This window comes from Minwuia sp. (assembly GCF_048263705.1).
GTDB lineage: Bacteria > Pseudomonadota > Alphaproteobacteria > Minwuiales > Minwuiaceae > Minwuia.
Genome location: NZ_JBLXDV010000019.1, coordinates 55,643 through 70,790 on the forward strand (window position 1 = coordinate 55,643; position 15,148 = coordinate 70,790).

Consider the following 15,148-nt stretch of genomic DNA (forward strand, 5'->3'; position numbering starts at 1 on the left):
CGCTCAGTCTTGCGGTCCGCCTTTCAGGCGGGAGCCAATGATGCGGGCCGGCGCGCCTGCGGCCAGCGCGTAGGGCCGGATGGTGCCCGCAACCGTCGAGCGGGCGGAGATGACCGCCCCGTTGCCGATCTTCGATCCGGGTGTCACCAGCACATTGGACGCCAGCCAGACGTCCGCGCCGATCAGCACGGGTTCGTGCCGGTAGCCCTGGCTCATGATCGGTTCCGGACCGGTGTAGAGATGCTCCGAGGCGATGATGGTGCAGTGCCCGGCGGTCGCCGTGTCCCGCCCGATGGTGACATTCTCGCCCGCATTGATGATGGACGCGAAGGCGATCTGCGAGCGGTCGCCGAGCCTGATCTCGGCATCATTGGCGGCCACCAGACGGGCCATCGTATCGATGGCGCAGCCGTCTCCGACCGTCAGCTTGCCGTTCTCGCGGATCTTCAGGTCTGCGCCCGGCATGATGGTGACGCCGTCGCCGAAGCGCATGTTGCGTGCGTTGCCGTCCAGCCGCAGCAGGATCGGCCCCAGCACGCGCAGGCCCTTGCCGTAGCGGATGCCATGTCTGCGAAACGTGAGCCGATAGTACCACGTCCAGAAGCCCGCACGCCCCGTTGGCAGGGCAACCGGCGTATCCGAGACCATGGGAACGTCGGCCAGATCGAAGTCGGTGTCCGCATCCTCGTCCGTGATCCCGGCCTGCAGCCGTTCGACGGTTTCGGCGATGGCCTGGATCGTATCCAGACAGTCCGTCCGGCTGACGATGGATTCGGGCAGGCTCAGTCCGAACGCCCGTTCGATCGTCAGGATCAGATTGACGATGGAAAAGCTGTCGATCCGCCCGGCGCGGATCAGCGACGTATCGTCGTCTACACGCTGCCCGTCCAGCACCTGATCGATGACCAGCCGCCGGACCCGTTCCCTGAGGCCTGACGGGCCAATGGCCGGCGCGAGGTCAGGTGACGCTGCCGAGCTCAGTTCCTCCAGATAACGTTCCAGATTGGCCGCGCGCGCGATCTTGCCCGACGTCGATTTGCGCAGCCATCGCGGGGGGACGATACGGATGTCGTTGGGATTGACTTCGGTTGCCCCGGCAATGGCGGATCGGATGGCATCGATCAGCGCCGCGTGCCCGGCCGCGGGTGCATCGCTCTCGGCGAGCACGATCAGTTGTTCCGTGCCGCTGCCTTCGTCCCGTTTCCCCAGCGCCACCGAGCGACCCGGAAGCACGCCGGAGATGGTCTCCGTCAGCGCCTCGATGTCGTGCGGATAGATGTTCTTGCCGCCGATGATGATCAGGTCCCGCTTGCGGCCCGTGACGAACAGGTGGCCGTCCTGCAGAAACCCCAGATCGCCGCTGCGATAGCGGTTGTCGTTCAGCGCGGCCTGCGTGGCATCCCGGTTGTTGTCGTAGCCGCTGAACAGGCAGGGGGCGGCAATCTCGATCTCGCCGGTCTCGCCATCGGGAAGATCGCGGCCATCTTCGGCAAGGATGCGGACATCGGTGTCGGGCAGGATCCTGCCGGATGAGACGATCACGCGGCCGTCGTGCTCGATGGTCCTGAGTGGGTCATCGAACCCCCCGGAAGTGACGGCGAAGACGGTTTCGGCCATGGCATAGGAAGCGGCGAGCGCGTCGGTCGTCAGTCCCTGAGCCGCGAAGCGATCGATGAAGGCCTCATGCGCCTGTTGCGTGACCGGTTCCGAACAGTTCACGACGCCGCGCAGGCTGGACAGATCGAAGGCACCTTCGGGGACATTCCTCGCCATGAAGAGATAGGCGAAGTTGGGCAGCCAGCTTAGGGTGCCGCGGTGCCGGGTCACGGCCTCGGGCCACATCCCCGGACGGCGCACCCAGTCGAACGGGGACATGGCGACCAGCCTGCACCGCCGGATCAGCGGCAGGAACAGGCAGGAGATCAAACCCATGTCGTGATAGAGCGGCAGCCAGGAAATGATGGTGTCGCGGGTACCGGCTTCAATCGCGTTGCCATAGGTCTCGATTTGCCAGAGCAGGGCGCGGTGGCTGATGACGACGCCCTTCTTCAGGCCGGTCGTGCCCGACGAATATTGCAGGAAGGCCGGATCGTCAGGGGCGACGGCCGGCGTTTCAAACGCGGTCACCGACGGATCGATATCGCCATCGGTCAGCAGCGTCTCGAAGGTGGGCAGGCGGTGCACCAGCGGCATCAGCTTTTCGGCCACCTCGGTACAGGTTACCAGCGCGCGCGCCTTGCTGCCCGCCAGCAGGGCCTCGATGGTCTCGAAATAGACCGCTTCGGACAGCTTGGGCGAGGGATGGGCGAACATGGATGGCACTGCGCCCATCAGGATGGCACCGATGTAGGCCGCGTAGAGATCCAGTCCATGCCGATGAATGACGACGACGCGATCCCCCTGCCGGATACCGGCGGTCGACAGGTTCCCGGCCCAGCATTCGGCGCGGGTCATCAGGGTGTCATAGGAGAGCGACTGCTCGCTGCCGTCTGACTGAACCAGCGTCAGAAACGCCGCATCGCCCATCCGCAGGCGGTTGGCAGCGAGGACGCCCTGGACGGTATCTTCAGTCCAGGGGGCGTTCATCGAGCCATTCCAGAACGGTCTGCTGTTCGCTGTTGCAATAGCGGTCGAAATCGCCGCGCCGGTCGACATCGACGACCATGATGTAGATCTGTCCGATCCTGTTGCGGACCAGGGCAGTCTTGAAGCCCTCGTTGCGCAGCCGGCCGTTGACCGACGGCGTCGCATAGAAACCGAAATCCTTGGCGGCCACGTCCATGCGCTTGCCGCTTCGGGTCACCATTGTCACTTGCTCGTCCGGTGCGAGTTCCAGATCGCCACAGTCGCTGATCGCGACGCCGGGTGCAGGTCTGAACACGCGCGGGGGCGATTTGGCCGCCAGTCTCATGCGGCTTCCTCCAGCACCGGGCGCTCCCAGACCCATTCGGCAATGGGGAAACCGTCGATGATCCATCGGCCATCCTGCATCGACCAGATATCGCGGTTACGGAATTTTTCCTCCAGCGCCGCGAACTCTCCGGACGTGATGCCCATGAAGGCGCAGGCCCTTTCGATATCCGCGACCGGTTTCTGATGGCCCAGCCGGCGGATCGTCGCCAGCGCCTCGTCGCGGGTCATGCGTCCGTTGCGGATCTCCAGAGACAGATTGTCGAACAGCCGGGTGAAGCCGAACTTGGCCCACTTGAACCAGTGATGCACCGAGATGAAGTCGCAATCGATGTCGGCATAATCGTACAGCCCGATCTTGGGGCCTTCGACGCGTCGCTGGAAGCCGTGCGCTTCGGCGGCGCGCAGGCTGGTTTCGGGATCCCAGGGCAGATAGTAGCCCAGGAAGATCGAGCGTACGTCCGCCGCCTGAAATCCGGCTTCGGACGGCGGGCAGTAGGGTTCGAGGTCCGCCGCCGTCAGATCGTCACCGATCCAGTCCAGTGCCTCGCGGCCCTGCAGGATGCCGTGCCGTTTCAGCCAGGCGTGGTTCAGAAGGTTCAGGTCACTGTCGCCTTCGTTGCCGCCATATTCCATGAACGGGCTCTCGCCCCAGACGATCAGCGGAATGCGAAACCGGACGGCCAGCTTCATCGGGATCGCGAAGATGGCCAGATGCATCGGCACCGCGCTCGATCCGGTCTCGATCAGGGTCTTGCGCATGAAGCGGGATTCAACGGACGGATCGATGGAGAAATCGATGTGATCGACGCCCAGCCTGACCAGGGCATCGAGGTTGGCCTGGCCGAGCGCATTCCGCCCCGGCGATTTCCAGGTCACGGCCAGAACCTTCATGCCGAGCTGCTGGCATCGGATGACCTGCCAGAAGCTGTCCTTCCCGCCGGAGACCGGAACGATGCAGTCGTATCCGGCCTTGCGGCCGACGGCGTCATCGACGATCGCCGACAATTCGTTCTCGCGTGCATGCCAGTCGATGGTCTGCCGGTTTGCCGTATGTCCGTGACAGGCGTTGCAGATCCCGTCGGTGCCGATCCGGATGCCGGGCCGGCTGTCGGGCAGGACGCAGGACTGACAGAAGGTGACGCTCATGCCCATTGCTCCATGAACAGTTTCGCGGAAACGAAGGAGAAGAGGAACTTGGAGAAGCTGTTCGGCAGGTCCTGCTGGCGCATCGCGTCCTCGATCCGGTCCCGCTTCACCAGGTCGAAGATCGGCCCGTCGTCCAGAATGCGCTCGCGCGTCTTCGGATTGTCGAGATCGAACAGGCTGCGGAAAGCTGCATTGAAGCCCTTCTTGTGCCGGTCGAGCCGAACCGCGTCGTTCAGGATGCCTTTCGACGCCGCGCGCAGCGGTGCCTTGGCGTAGCCGTCGCGGATCAGATGTTCCGGCGGGATCGTGTAGGCGAAATCACACAGCGCGCGATCCAGGTAGGGGCTGCGGTTCTCGACCGAACTGCGCATCGAATTCAGGTCGTCCTCGCGCAGGATGATGGGGACCGCCTCGTGGCAGAGCTCGTTCAGCATGCGGTTGCGCAACAGATCGTCGCTCAGACCGGCTTCCGAGAAGGCTTCCTGGAACGGCTCGGTCAGATAGTCCGAAAAGATATCCGCGTTCAGGTAGATGTGCCCGCGAAATGCCGGATCCTCGTCATAGAGCAGCGGCTTCCGGAGATGCGGATTCCGCACGATCGGTGAAAGGTGGGCCTGCCACTCCGCAATGCGCTGCGCCCGGTCGGGGTGTCCGCGCATGGCATGCAGATGCAGGTTGAAGTGGTCGTAGTAGCCGCTGACCAGTTCGTCGGCTCCGGTGCCGGAGACGGCCACCTTGAAGCCTTCCGCCTGCATGGCTTGCGACAGCATCGCGTGGACGTAGTAGGAAGCCGTTGCGACCGGTTTGCCGTGATAGGCGATCAGATCGGAGAACCGGTCCAGATCGGAGGATTGCGTCAGCCGGATTTCATGATGCGTGCATCCGAGATCCCGAACGGTGGCGCGAATGTTGTCGCTCTCGTCATACCGGGGATCGGGGTCGATGATCGAAAAGGCGGTGATGTCGGCCTGATGCCGTTTCGCGGCGAAGGATGCGAGCGCCGCGCTGTCCACACCGCCGCTGAGACAGAATGCGATCGGCACGTCGGCGCGCAGCCGGAGCCGCATGCTTTCGTCCAGATGATGGCGGATTCCCTCGGCAGCCTGATCGAACGTCATCGCAGGGTTGGGTCGATAGCCGGGCCGCCAGTACTGGCGCACCGTGATATCGCCGTTGCCGCCGACGGTCAGGTTGTGACCGGCGGGCAGTTCTTTGATGTCCTGATGAAACAGGTCGGCGGATTTGTAGAGCGACTTGTAGCCGTTCACCAGAAACCGGCGCACGGTCTCCGTGTTCACCTGTGCGCGGCGGCCCTGCAAGCGGCAGAGCGCATCGATTTCGGAGGCGAACCAGAAGCCGTTGTCCGTCTGCTGCCACAGAAGCGGCTTCTCACCGAACGGGTCGCGGGAAATGAACAGCCGCCGACGTTCCGCATCGTACAGCGCGAAGGCCCACATGCCTTCCAGATGATCCACGCAGTCCTCGCCCCAGTGGCGGTAGGCTTCCAGCAGCACTTCGGTGTCCGAGCGTGTGGTGAAGTGCACACCCCGCGTTTCAAGCGCGCGCCGGACTTCGACGTGATTGTAGATCTCGCCATTGAAGGCCAGGGTCAGGCCGTCGCGACGGAACGGCTGATCGGCGCGGCGGTCCAGATCGATGATCGCGAGGCGCGTGTGCAGCAGAGAGACTGTATTCGCACCCTGGCGGACCTGAAAGGTTCCGTTCGCGTCGGGCCCCCGGCGTCGCAGCGCATCCAGCGCCGCATCCATGCGGCAGGGCGTGGGCGGTGCCAGGCCGACATGTCCTGCGATCCCGCACATACCGGTTCAGTTCAGTGCGGCGGGCACGAAGCGGTCGCCCGTGTTGAGAGAGGTCTGCAGGGTCTTGCCGATCACGGATGCCTCCGCACCGGGGGCCATACCATCGCCCGGACGCACCCAGATCAGATCGTCAGCCGTGACGGTGTGGCCTGCGGCAAGCGGCCGGCGGGCGGCGATGGAGCGGCGGATCAGGGGCGCATTGTCCTGCTCGCACTCGGCCATGCCGACGGTGCCCGACCCCAGCAGGGTTTCGGTCAGCCGGATGCGCCGGACCAGTTCCGTCATCTCCGCCGGATCGGCCGACAGCTGATGGTCCCGGAAATCCGAGTGGTCGTGCGCGATCGTGAAATGCTTTTCGACGATCTGCGCACCCATGGCCACCGCCGCGACCGCCGCGTCGATTCCCTGCGTGTGATCGGAATAGCCGACGGCGCAGTCCGGCAGGGCGGCCTGCATGACCGTCATGGCGCGCAGATTGGCGGCTTCGGGCGGGGTCGGGTAGGCGGAAACACAATGCAGGATGCCGAGGCCGGGATTGCCGGATCCGGTCGTCTGCCAGTGCGCTGTGACGCGTGCCCGAACCGCTGCGATCTCATCCAGATCGGCGAGCCCCGTCGAGAAGATCATCGGCTTGCCGGTACCCGCCACATGGTCGATCAACGGCCAGAAGTTGTTGTCGGAACTGGCGATCTTGAAGGCGTCGACGTGCTCGTTGAGGAACGCGGCGCTCTCCATGTCGAGCGGCGTGGAGATGAAGATCAGGCCGACCTTGCGGGCCTCTTCGCCCAGTTCGGCGAACTGGTCATGGGACAGCTCGAACCCCTTCAGCCTCTGGAACCGGACTTCGTCATCGCGCGCGATGAACTGTTCGGTCCGGAAGGTCTGGAACTTGACGGCATCGACACCGGCATCCGCGGCCAGGTGCACCATCTCGCGCGCCAGGCCGAAATCGCCTTCGTGGTTGTTGCCGACCTCGGCGATGACAAATGCCCTGTCCGCCGTCTCCAGATTGCCGATCCGCATGGTTTCTATCCGTGAAAATGGAAGATGTAGGTGGCTGTCATGAACTGGAACTTGTTCGCGACGTAGGCGTGCAGCGACTGCGCGTTGGCAGCCTGTGTGCCGACTTTCAGGCGCTCGACGCCCGGAATGTGATTCTCGGCAAAGGCAATCATGTCCCGCGCCAGTCCCTTGCCGCGAAAGCGTGCATCGACGGCAATGAGGTCGATGACAAGCGTTTCCGCCTGCTGGATCAGCTGCAGGAAGCCAGCGATTTCCTCGCCCTGCTGGGAAACCACCATGTGTGTGCCCCGGGCACCGGCAAAGAAGTTCCCCGCCCATTCGCGCTTGATCGCGTCGGCCGCTTCCTTCGAAATCTCCGGATCCAGATGAAAGCGGGAGGTTGTGAAGCTGGACCCGGCAATGCGTTCGATCGCATCGCGATCCGGTTCAAGCGCGAATCGGGCCGTGCGGCTGCGTGCGACCGGCCAACTCGGTCGTTCAAGCTGGATGTTGGTGTCGATCAGCCGGAATCCGGCGGCCTGCATGCGGTTGGCCGTGACGATCTCGTTGACCGGCACCTTGACGTCGACGAAGCAGGGCGTCGCGGAGGGCAGGGGGACGGAGGTCTCGACGGGATCCGACACGCTGAGGTGCCAGGCATCCTTGCCGAGGAATCCGCCAAGCCAGGGATCCGGCTTCAGTACCATGCCGGCCTCGATGTTCACGCCCAGGCACGCCGCGTCAGATAGACCACCTGACCCGCATCGACCGCACCCTGGTTCAGGTCGTCCCAGTTGCCCTTGTACCAGTTGATATAATCCACGAAGCCGCGCTCCAGGGGGTATTGCGGGTCGTAGCCGATCAGCGAGCGGGCCTTGTCGACGTTCAGCGTGCCGCGTTCGGGCATCAGGCTGTCACGTTCGTTGTGCTGCACCTCGATCCCGGGGAAATGGTCGCGGATGATATCGACCATCTGGTTCAGCGATCGGGCCGAACCGTAGGTCAGGTTGAATATCTCGTTCGCCGCGTCGGTGCTGGACAGTGCGCCCATCACGCCGCCGATCAGATCCTGCACATAGGTGAAGTCGAGGCAGTCGGAACCGTCGCCATTGATGGTCAGCCTGTTGCCGCGCATGGCGTTCTCGATCAGGGCCTGTCCGACGCGGCGGCTGACGCAGCGTTCGCCATAGAGGGCCGAGGGGCGAATGATGGTGAAGGGCAGGTCGAAAACCTGATTGTAGGCGATCACCATCTTCTCGCCCGCGAACTTCAGCGCGCCGTAGATGCCCATCGGGTTGCAGGACGTCTCTTCATCGACCACGCCATCGGCAAACGTGCCGTAGACCATCGAGGAGGAGAAATAGACGAAGCGTTCGACGTTCAGCCGCGACGAGCGCGCGACATCCAGCGCGTTCTCCAGCGTGCGCAGCGAATGATCGAAGGTCGAATAGGGGTCCTTGTTCGACCGGTTGGCGTGGGCCACCGCCGCCAGATGCACGATGGCATCGGGGTTCAGGTCTTCCATGGCTTCCGACAGGCCGTGATAATCGCGCGCGTCGATCTCGACGAAGGGAATGCGCGCCGCATGCAGCAGGTTCATCCGCTGCTTGATGAAGTTCAGGTAAACCTCGCCGTTCGGGTTGGTATAGCGCTCGCGCTCGATGGCGTAATAGTTGTTGACGCCAAGGCTGTCGACGACCGACACATCGACCCCTTCTGACTTCATCTTCAGCGCCATGTTGTGGCCGATGAAGCCCGCGCCGCCGATGATGACGACCTTCTTGCCCGCAAGCGGGTGAGTTTCAGATGACATCGTGAATGGCCTCCTTCAACGACCGGGCAATGCGGTCCATATCCGCCTCGTCGAGGTGGGGACCGACCGGCAGGGCGATCGACTGGTTGCTGATGCGGGACGCGACGGGGAAATCCGCCGGGTCCAGCCCGTATCTCTCGCGGTAATAGGTGAGGCCCGGAACAGGGCCGGGGTAATAGACCGAACTGCCGATCCCGCGATCCTTCAGCGCCTGCACGATGTCCGAACGGCGCCCCTCGGCGGGACCCTTCAGGATCACGCTCAGACAATAGTGGCTGCTCTCCAGGTGATCGTGCGAGGAGCGGAACAGGTCGATCTCGTCGATTTCCTTCAGGCCCGCCTCCAGACGCCAGTAGTTGGCGTGGCGCGCCGCCAGGAAACCGGGAATGCGTTTCAGCTGCTCGATACCGATGGCGGCCTGCAGTTCGTTCATGCGGTAGTTGAAGCCGAGCTGGGTGACATCGTAGATGCCGGGCTCGGACCGTTCGACGACGGTCTTGTCCAGACCAAAGGCCTTCTGGCGGCGGACGCGGCCCGCGATGGCGTCGTCGCGGGTCAGGAACATGCCGCCCTCTGCCGTGGTCATGTGCTTGACCGGGTAGAAGCTGAAGCAGCCAAGATCGCCGATCAGACCGGCATGAACGCCGTTGACGTAGGAACCGATGGCCAGTGCGGCGTCCTCGATGACGGGCAGGCCGTGTTTTGCCGCGATGGCCATCACGCGGTCCATATCGACGGGCATGCCCAGATAATGGACGACCGAGATGGCGCGCGTGCGACCGGTAATCGCCGCCTCCAGCCGATCGATATCGATGTTGCCGGTCAGCGGTTCGGCATCCACGAATACGGGAGTCGCGCCGACATATTCGACAGAATGCGCAGTTGCCGCATGGGTCTGGGCGGGCACGATGACCTCGTCGCCGGGACCGAGCTTCATCTGGAAATAGCCGAGGTGCAGGCCGGCGGTGCAGGACGAAACCGTGATGGCCTCGCCGCCACCGCACCAGGTCTGGAAGTCACGCTCGAACTGTTCGGCACGGGGGCCGTGCACCAGCTGCGGGCTGTGGAGGACTTCCATGACCGCGTCGCGTTCTTCGTCGCCCAGGATCGGACGTCCGAAGTGGATGGGGGGCAGGTCAGATGTCGCGGACGGGTTCGGGTCTGCCACTATGGGCTGCGCGTTCGATGGCGAAGCAGAGGGCGAGGGCATTGAATACGGCATCCTGTCCTACCTCCGGTTCGCGGTCATGCAGCACCGCTTCAACGAAATCTTCCAGCAGATCACCCTTGTCGACACCGGGATACGCCTCCGTAATGGTTTCCGGCACTGTGCCGGGATCACGGGAACGGTAAACAAACGCACTTTCCAAACCGTTAACGAAGCTGGCTTCGGTGCCATAGACTTCCAGCTTGTGAAAATGCGGGTGCACACAGCCGCCGTTGCAGCCTGCGGAAACCACCAGCCCGCTCTCGAACCGGATCAGCGCCCGCACCAGATCGAAGTTGGTAAACGCGCTGCCTGCCGTGGCGATGCGATTGCCGAAGGCGGTGACCTCGACGGGTCTGTCGCCGGTCAGCCAGAGCACCAGATCGACCATGTGAACCGCGCCGCCCATCACCAGCGAGTAGCCCGGCAATTCGCCCCGCCAGCCGCTCAGCAGTTTGTGGATGCGGCCGTACTGGTAGTCGGCGTCGATGTGGAATATCTGCCCGAAGGCACCGGACCGGATCTGCTCGCGCAGCCAGATGAAGCGGGGACAGCGCCGCAGGATCAGGTTCGATGAAATCCGCAGATGCGGACTGCCACGCAGCTTCTCGCGGACCTGTCGCGCATGCTCTTCAGTCAGCACCAGCGGCTTTTCCACGAAGATGTGCTTGCCGCGATCCAGCGCGTGCATCACCTGATCGAAGTGGTGCTGGTCGTAGCTGGCGATGGAGACGATATCGATCTCCGGGTCGTCCAGCACGTCGGCGGCGCTGTCGGTCATGCGGCGTTCGGGATGCCGCTTGGCAACCTCGGCGCGTTTTTCGGCGCAGAAATCGGCGAGGCGGGTCACCCGGCAGTTCGGATGCCGCTCGTAGCCCGAGATGTGGCGTTCGCCGACCCCGAGCCCGATCACGCCGGCCTTCAGCATGGGATGCGCGTTCATCCGGCCTCCGCGATGCGGGGTGCCAGTTCATGCCAGCGATAGCGCCAGGCGGGTTGCTCAAGCTTGTGGGCGAAGGAACGGAACCGGCTGAATTCCTGTTCGGTATCGATCACCATGGAGGCCTGTCCCAGGTTCCGGTCCGCTTTCAGGGAGACGATGTCGTAGCGGTCCGCGTTCCGGTAGAAGACCGGGGTGACATGTTCACGGTCCGACGCATTGTCCATGTCGGCTTCGGCCTCCAGAAATGCGGCGGCACGTATCACCTCGACCGACTGGCCCTTGGGGTAGGTGCGTTCGACCACGTTCGACACCAGATCGGGTTTCTGTGTCCGGAAGATATCCACGGCCCGATCGACCAGCCGGTGATCGATCAGCGGGCTGTCGCCCGACACGCGCACGAATGCGGTGACGGGGAACTGCTCCAGAACCACCCGGAACCGTCCCGCCACGTCGTGCAGCGGTCCACGGATGACCGGCGTCAGGCGTGCGGCGCAATGGGCGGCCAGCGCATCGTCCAGCGGATCGTCGGACGTGGCGACGATCAGGGGACGGCCCGCACGGCAGAGTTCCAGCGCATCCAGCGTGTAGTCGATCAGCCTGCGGCCTGCGACCGTGCGCATGACCTTCGCCGGACAGCGTGAGGAGCCGGTGCGGGCCTGAACGATGATCGGGACGAGCGCATCCATGTCTCAGTCGAGGCCCAGTCGTTCGCCGGTGCGCGCACGGGCTTCCCCACAGGGTTTGGCGGGCCACTCGCCCGGCCGCTCTGCGACGAAGATGTCCGTCCGCGGAAACCACGGCTCGACTCCGGCGCCGAAGTGGAAACGGTCAGGCTTGTGGAGCAAGGTCACGGCGGGAATACCCATGGCCCCGGCAATCGCCACCGGGGAAGAGGAGATCGATACGACGAAGTCGAGCGCTGCAGTGTAGGCTGCGGCCTCGTCCAGCTGATTGCGACGGTCGATGCCATCGAAGTCGTGGATGATGACGCCCTGTTCGTCCTTCAGGCGGGCGCAGTCTTCTGAGGCGTCGCGATACATGCAGTTGACGAAATGCGCGCCCTTGTCCTGCAGGTCGAAGAAGGGTTTGAAATCCATCAGCGACATGTAGCCCTTGGCACGGATCGGGGTGATGAAACCGCCCGACCAGCAGAGGCCGATCTTCGGTCCGTCCAGATGGACCATCCGGTCTTTCCAGTAGGCAACGCGCTCAGGGTCGGGCGTCAGATAGGCACCATGCCGCGCAAAACTGTCCATGGTGGTGCGCGTCAGCGCGAAGATCGACCCGGACGGAATGTGCAGGTCCGGAGTGGGGATGCCTTCATCCTTCAGCCAGCCGTAGTGGCGGTGGATCTTGGCGTTCGACCGGAAGCTGACATGGCGGTGCACGATCGCGTCGGGGAACGAACGCTGGAACCAGGTGACCAGCCGATGGTCGCATTCGATGATGACCTGGCCCGCACGGTCGATCACATCCTGGTAGGCGCTGCCGAAGATGATGGCGTCGCCGATACCCTGCTCGTCGCAGATCAGGATCGTCTTGTCGGAGATGTCCTCGCCCTGCCAGCGCGGCAGATCGTGCACGAACACCACCGAATCGCGGCGGCGGCGGTCCAGCCGCCATTCGTATTCCTTCCAGCCTTCCACCATTTCGCCGACGCCCAGGAGCGATGACGCGAAAGAGAAATGCGTGTCCGGATCGTCGTGGCGCAGTTCGACCGACTTGCGCAGGAAGGGCAGGGATTCCTCGAACCGGCCTTCCGAGGAATAGGCGTGACCGAGGTTGGAGTAGGCGATGTCATAGTCGGGCTGAAGGCGCAGTGCCTCGTCGAAGAACGGGCGGGCGGCATCCGCGCCGCGCTCCTCGGCCACGGTCACGGCGAGCGCCTGCCAGAGGGTATGATCCTCGACGTTCTGCTCGACGGCGAACTTCAGCGTGTCGATCGCCTCGTCGTACTTGCCCTTCGCGCGCTTGATGGCGGCGATGGCGGAGGGGCCGCGCGGATCGTCGGGGCGCTGTTGCATGACCATGGCGTACAGGCGTTCCGCCGCGTCGAGCATGTCCAGATCCTGCGCCAGCTGGCCGATGCCGTAGATCAGCTCGGGATCCTCGCCCGCAACCTCCAGCGCGCGTTCCATCACGTGGATCGCCGCCTGGATATTGCCCGCGTATCGCAGGTTGTTGCCCAGGACCAGCAGGGTGTCGCCGTTCTTCGGATCGAGGCAGTGCGCGCGCAGGAACTCGGCGGCGGCATCGCTGAACTGCCCGGCATTCGCGTACCTGTTGCCTTTCGACAGGTGCTGGATCGAACGTTTCAGTTCGCTTCGCGTGGGCGACTTGTCTTTCGGTACCCGCTCCAGAACCTTCAGGAACTGCATCGTGTCGCCCTGCAGGATGGCATTGTGTACGGACGGTCCTGCGGTCTGTGCGGGCTTTTTCTTCAGGCTGGTGGCGCGGGGCATTTGTGAGCTCGTGCAGCAGTTTCAAACTGCGGCCATCAAAGCCAATCAGCCCTAATTAAGGGTTAAGGGCCCATTCATCTTAAAATCTTCAAGCGGCGTTAACGATAATTCAACCAGCGCAGCCCATTGTCTGCAGACCGTCGTGGTGAATCGCGGCGGAACGACTGTTCTCAATCTCGGGAGGGCCGGGCGACCGGCTGCGGACGACATGGCCCTGAAACTCACGCTGAAACCGGCAGAGAAGTTTGTGATCAACGGAGCCGTCATCGCCAATGGCGACAGGCGGGCAACCCTCGTCCTGCACAACAAGGCGTCGATCCTGAGAGAACGGGACATCATGAAGGCCGAGGATGTCGACACGCCGGCGAAGCGCATCTACTTCGCCATCATGACGATGTATCTCGACGAAAAGGTCCGGCCGCGCTTTTACGAAGAATTCGTTCGCCGTATGTCGGAGTTCATGGGGGCGATCAGCGATCCTGATGCCCTGGCGACATGTGTCGCTATCAGCCAGTGCGTCATGGAGCGTCAGTACTACAAAGGTCTGACACTGTGCCGGCGCCTGCTCGAATTCGAGAAAGAGAGACTGAACTATGAGCCTGCAGGCGTATAGCAAGGCGCAGCGCGTCGCCGAGAATCCGCGCGATACCGAATACAGGCTTTTTGCCGAGATCACCCGGCGGCTGATGGACGCCAAGGATCTGCCCCGGCACGCGCCGGAGGTGATCAATGCCGTTCATCGCAACAAGCGGCTGTGGTCGACCCTGCTCGCCGACTGTTCGCGAGAAGGCAACGCCCTGCCTGAACAGACCCGCGCGTCGATCATCTCCCTGGCGATCTGGGTGGATCGTCACTCCAGCGGTGTGATGCGCGGTGTGGAGACGCTCGACGATCTGATCGAGGTCAACCGGACCATCATGGAAGGTCTGGCGCAACGCCCCGCTGCGGCCTGAGCGCTTTATTTCCCCGTCCCGTGCGATAGGTTTCTCCTGAACATCATTCGGGGAGAAATCAATGTCGCGTTTCGTTTCAATTACCGAGGCCCGTCAGGCGCCGGGTCTGCGCATGGCCTGCCTGCGCGGTATTCCCAGCCCGTGGACGGAGGCCGCCAAGGGCCTGTTCCACGTCAAGGGTATCGACTGCCAGTACGCCGCGCAGTCTGAGGACGACCCCGAGAATGCCATTGCCGCATGGGCGGGCAATTCGTCGGTACCCGTTGTCGCGTTCGATGACGAACCGCTGCGCACGGGCTGGGTGGAGATCCTGCTGCTCGCGGAACGGCTTGCGCCGGACACGCCGCTGCTGCCTTCGGACTGGGAAGAGCGCGCGCTGGTGTTCGGTATCTGCCAGGAACTCGCAGGCGAGATGGGACTCGGCTGGGCGGCGCGAAACATGCTGGTCCGCCAGGGTTTTGAAAGCGACGGTGCGGAAGGCTTTCATCCGAAGATCGGCAAGTTCCTGTCCCGCAAGTACGGCTATCGCGATGGCGAGGACTATCGCGCCCGGGTCATGGACATTTTGCAGGGGCTCTCGGCACGGATCGAAGGGCGGGACTATCTGGTCGGTGACCGGCTGACGGCGGCAGACATCTATCTGGCCGTGTTCATCAACCTCGTCGCACCCCTGCCGGAAGACAAGCTGCCCATGAACCCGCGCATGCGGCCGACATGGGAATCTGCCGCCGATGACGTGAAGGCCGCCGCGTCGTCCGCGCTGCTGGCGCATCGCGATCGCATCTACGAGGAATTCCTGGAACTGCCCGTGCCGCTTTAGAGCGTTCCAATATTAGATTGAAGCGTATCCTGCATTGGTGATGTAGTTGGCGCACTCCTTTGGCGTGAT

General features: G+C 63.4%; 14 protein-coding genes. 3 read left to right on the forward strand and 11 right to left on the reverse strand.

Annotated features, from left to right (window positions below):
• Nucleotides 1–3: 3 nt before the first annotated feature.
• From ACN0X7_RS19455 to ACN0X7_RS19505, 11 genes are read right to left on the reverse strand one after another with little or no spacing between them, the layout of a single operon-like run.
• Complete coding sequence (locus tag ACN0X7_RS19455) at nt 4–2,586, reverse strand: AMP-binding protein (RefSeq protein ID WP_417520139.1); 2,583 nt, start codon at nt 2,584–2,586, stop codon at nt 4–6.
• A complete protein-coding gene (locus ACN0X7_RS19460) occupies nt 2,567–2,911 on the reverse strand; it encodes a hypothetical protein (RefSeq protein ID WP_417520140.1) in 345 nt (114 codons plus the stop codon). The genes ACN0X7_RS19455 and ACN0X7_RS19460 overlap by 20 nt, the downstream gene beginning before the upstream one ends.
• Nucleotides 2,908–4,059: an N-acetyl sugar amidotransferase gene (locus tag ACN0X7_RS19465; RefSeq protein WP_417520141.1), complete on the reverse strand. Its 1,152-nt coding sequence runs from the start codon at nt 4,057–4,059 to the stop codon at nt 2,908–2,910. The genes ACN0X7_RS19460 and ACN0X7_RS19465 overlap by 4 nt, the downstream gene beginning before the upstream one ends.
• Nucleotides 4,056–5,879: an asparagine synthase (glutamine-hydrolyzing) gene (gene asnB / locus ACN0X7_RS19470; RefSeq protein WP_417520142.1), complete on the reverse strand. Its 1,824-nt coding sequence runs from the start codon at nt 5,877–5,879 to the stop codon at nt 4,056–4,058. Before asnB ends, ACN0X7_RS19465 begins: the two co-directional genes overlap by 4 nt.
• A gap of 6 nt (nt 5,880–5,885) precedes the next feature.
• A complete protein-coding gene (locus ACN0X7_RS19475; RefSeq protein WP_417520143.1) occupies nt 5,886–6,902 on the reverse strand; it encodes an N-acetylneuraminate synthase family protein in 1,017 nt (338 codons plus the stop codon).
• Nucleotides 6,903–6,907: 5 nt separating this feature from the next.
• A complete protein-coding gene (locus ACN0X7_RS19480) occupies nt 6,908–7,588 on the reverse strand; it encodes a GNAT family N-acetyltransferase (protein WP_417520144.1) in 681 nt (226 codons plus the stop codon).
• 14 nt (nt 7,589–7,602) lie between these two features.
• A complete protein-coding gene (locus ACN0X7_RS19485) occupies nt 7,603–8,694 on the reverse strand; it encodes an NAD-dependent epimerase/dehydratase family protein (RefSeq protein ID WP_417520145.1) in 1,092 nt (363 codons plus the stop codon).
• The gene (locus ACN0X7_RS19490) at nt 8,684–9,862 is read right to left on the reverse strand and encodes a DegT/DnrJ/EryC1/StrS family aminotransferase (RefSeq protein ID WP_417520146.1); all 1,179 of its coding nucleotides are present in this window, start codon (nt 9,860–9,862) and stop codon (nt 8,684–8,686) included. The genes ACN0X7_RS19485 and ACN0X7_RS19490 overlap by 11 nt, the downstream gene beginning before the upstream one ends.
• The gene (locus tag ACN0X7_RS19495; RefSeq protein WP_417520147.1) at nt 9,831–10,844 is read right to left on the reverse strand and encodes a Gfo/Idh/MocA family protein; all 1,014 of its coding nucleotides are present in this window, start codon (nt 10,842–10,844) and stop codon (nt 9,831–9,833) included. Before ACN0X7_RS19495 ends, ACN0X7_RS19490 begins: the two co-directional genes overlap by 32 nt.
• Complete coding sequence (locus tag ACN0X7_RS19500) at nt 10,841–11,530, reverse strand: cytidylyltransferase domain-containing protein (RefSeq protein ID WP_417520148.1); 690 nt, start codon at nt 11,528–11,530, stop codon at nt 10,841–10,843. The genes ACN0X7_RS19495 and ACN0X7_RS19500 overlap by 4 nt, the downstream gene beginning before the upstream one ends.
• Before the next feature lie 3 nt (nt 11,531–11,533).
• Nucleotides 11,534–13,306, reverse strand: coding sequence for a tetratricopeptide repeat protein (locus ACN0X7_RS19505; RefSeq protein WP_417520149.1), 1,773 nt, complete (start codon nt 13,304–13,306; stop codon nt 11,534–11,536).
• Nucleotides 13,307–13,514: 208 nt separating this feature from the next.
• On the opposite strand from ACN0X7_RS19505, the gene flbT reads away from it, so the two are divergent.
• The 3 genes from flbT (at nt 13,515) to ACN0X7_RS19520 (ending at nt 15,079) form a co-directional block, all read left to right on the forward strand.
• Nucleotides 13,515–13,919 (forward strand): flagellar biosynthesis repressor FlbT, encoded by a 405-nt coding sequence (gene flbT / locus ACN0X7_RS19510; protein WP_417520150.1) that lies wholly within the window; start codon nt 13,515–13,517, stop codon nt 13,917–13,919.
• Complete coding sequence (gene flaF, locus ACN0X7_RS19515; RefSeq protein WP_417520151.1) at nt 13,900–14,259, forward strand: flagellar biosynthesis regulator FlaF; 360 nt, start codon at nt 13,900–13,902, stop codon at nt 14,257–14,259. The genes flbT and flaF overlap by 20 nt, the downstream gene beginning before the upstream one ends.
• Nucleotides 14,260–14,320: 61 nt before the next feature.
• Complete coding sequence (locus ACN0X7_RS19520) at nt 14,321–15,079, forward strand: glutathione S-transferase family protein (RefSeq protein WP_417520152.1); 759 nt, start codon at nt 14,321–14,323, stop codon at nt 15,077–15,079.
• Nucleotides 15,080–15,148: the final 69 nt, after the last annotated feature.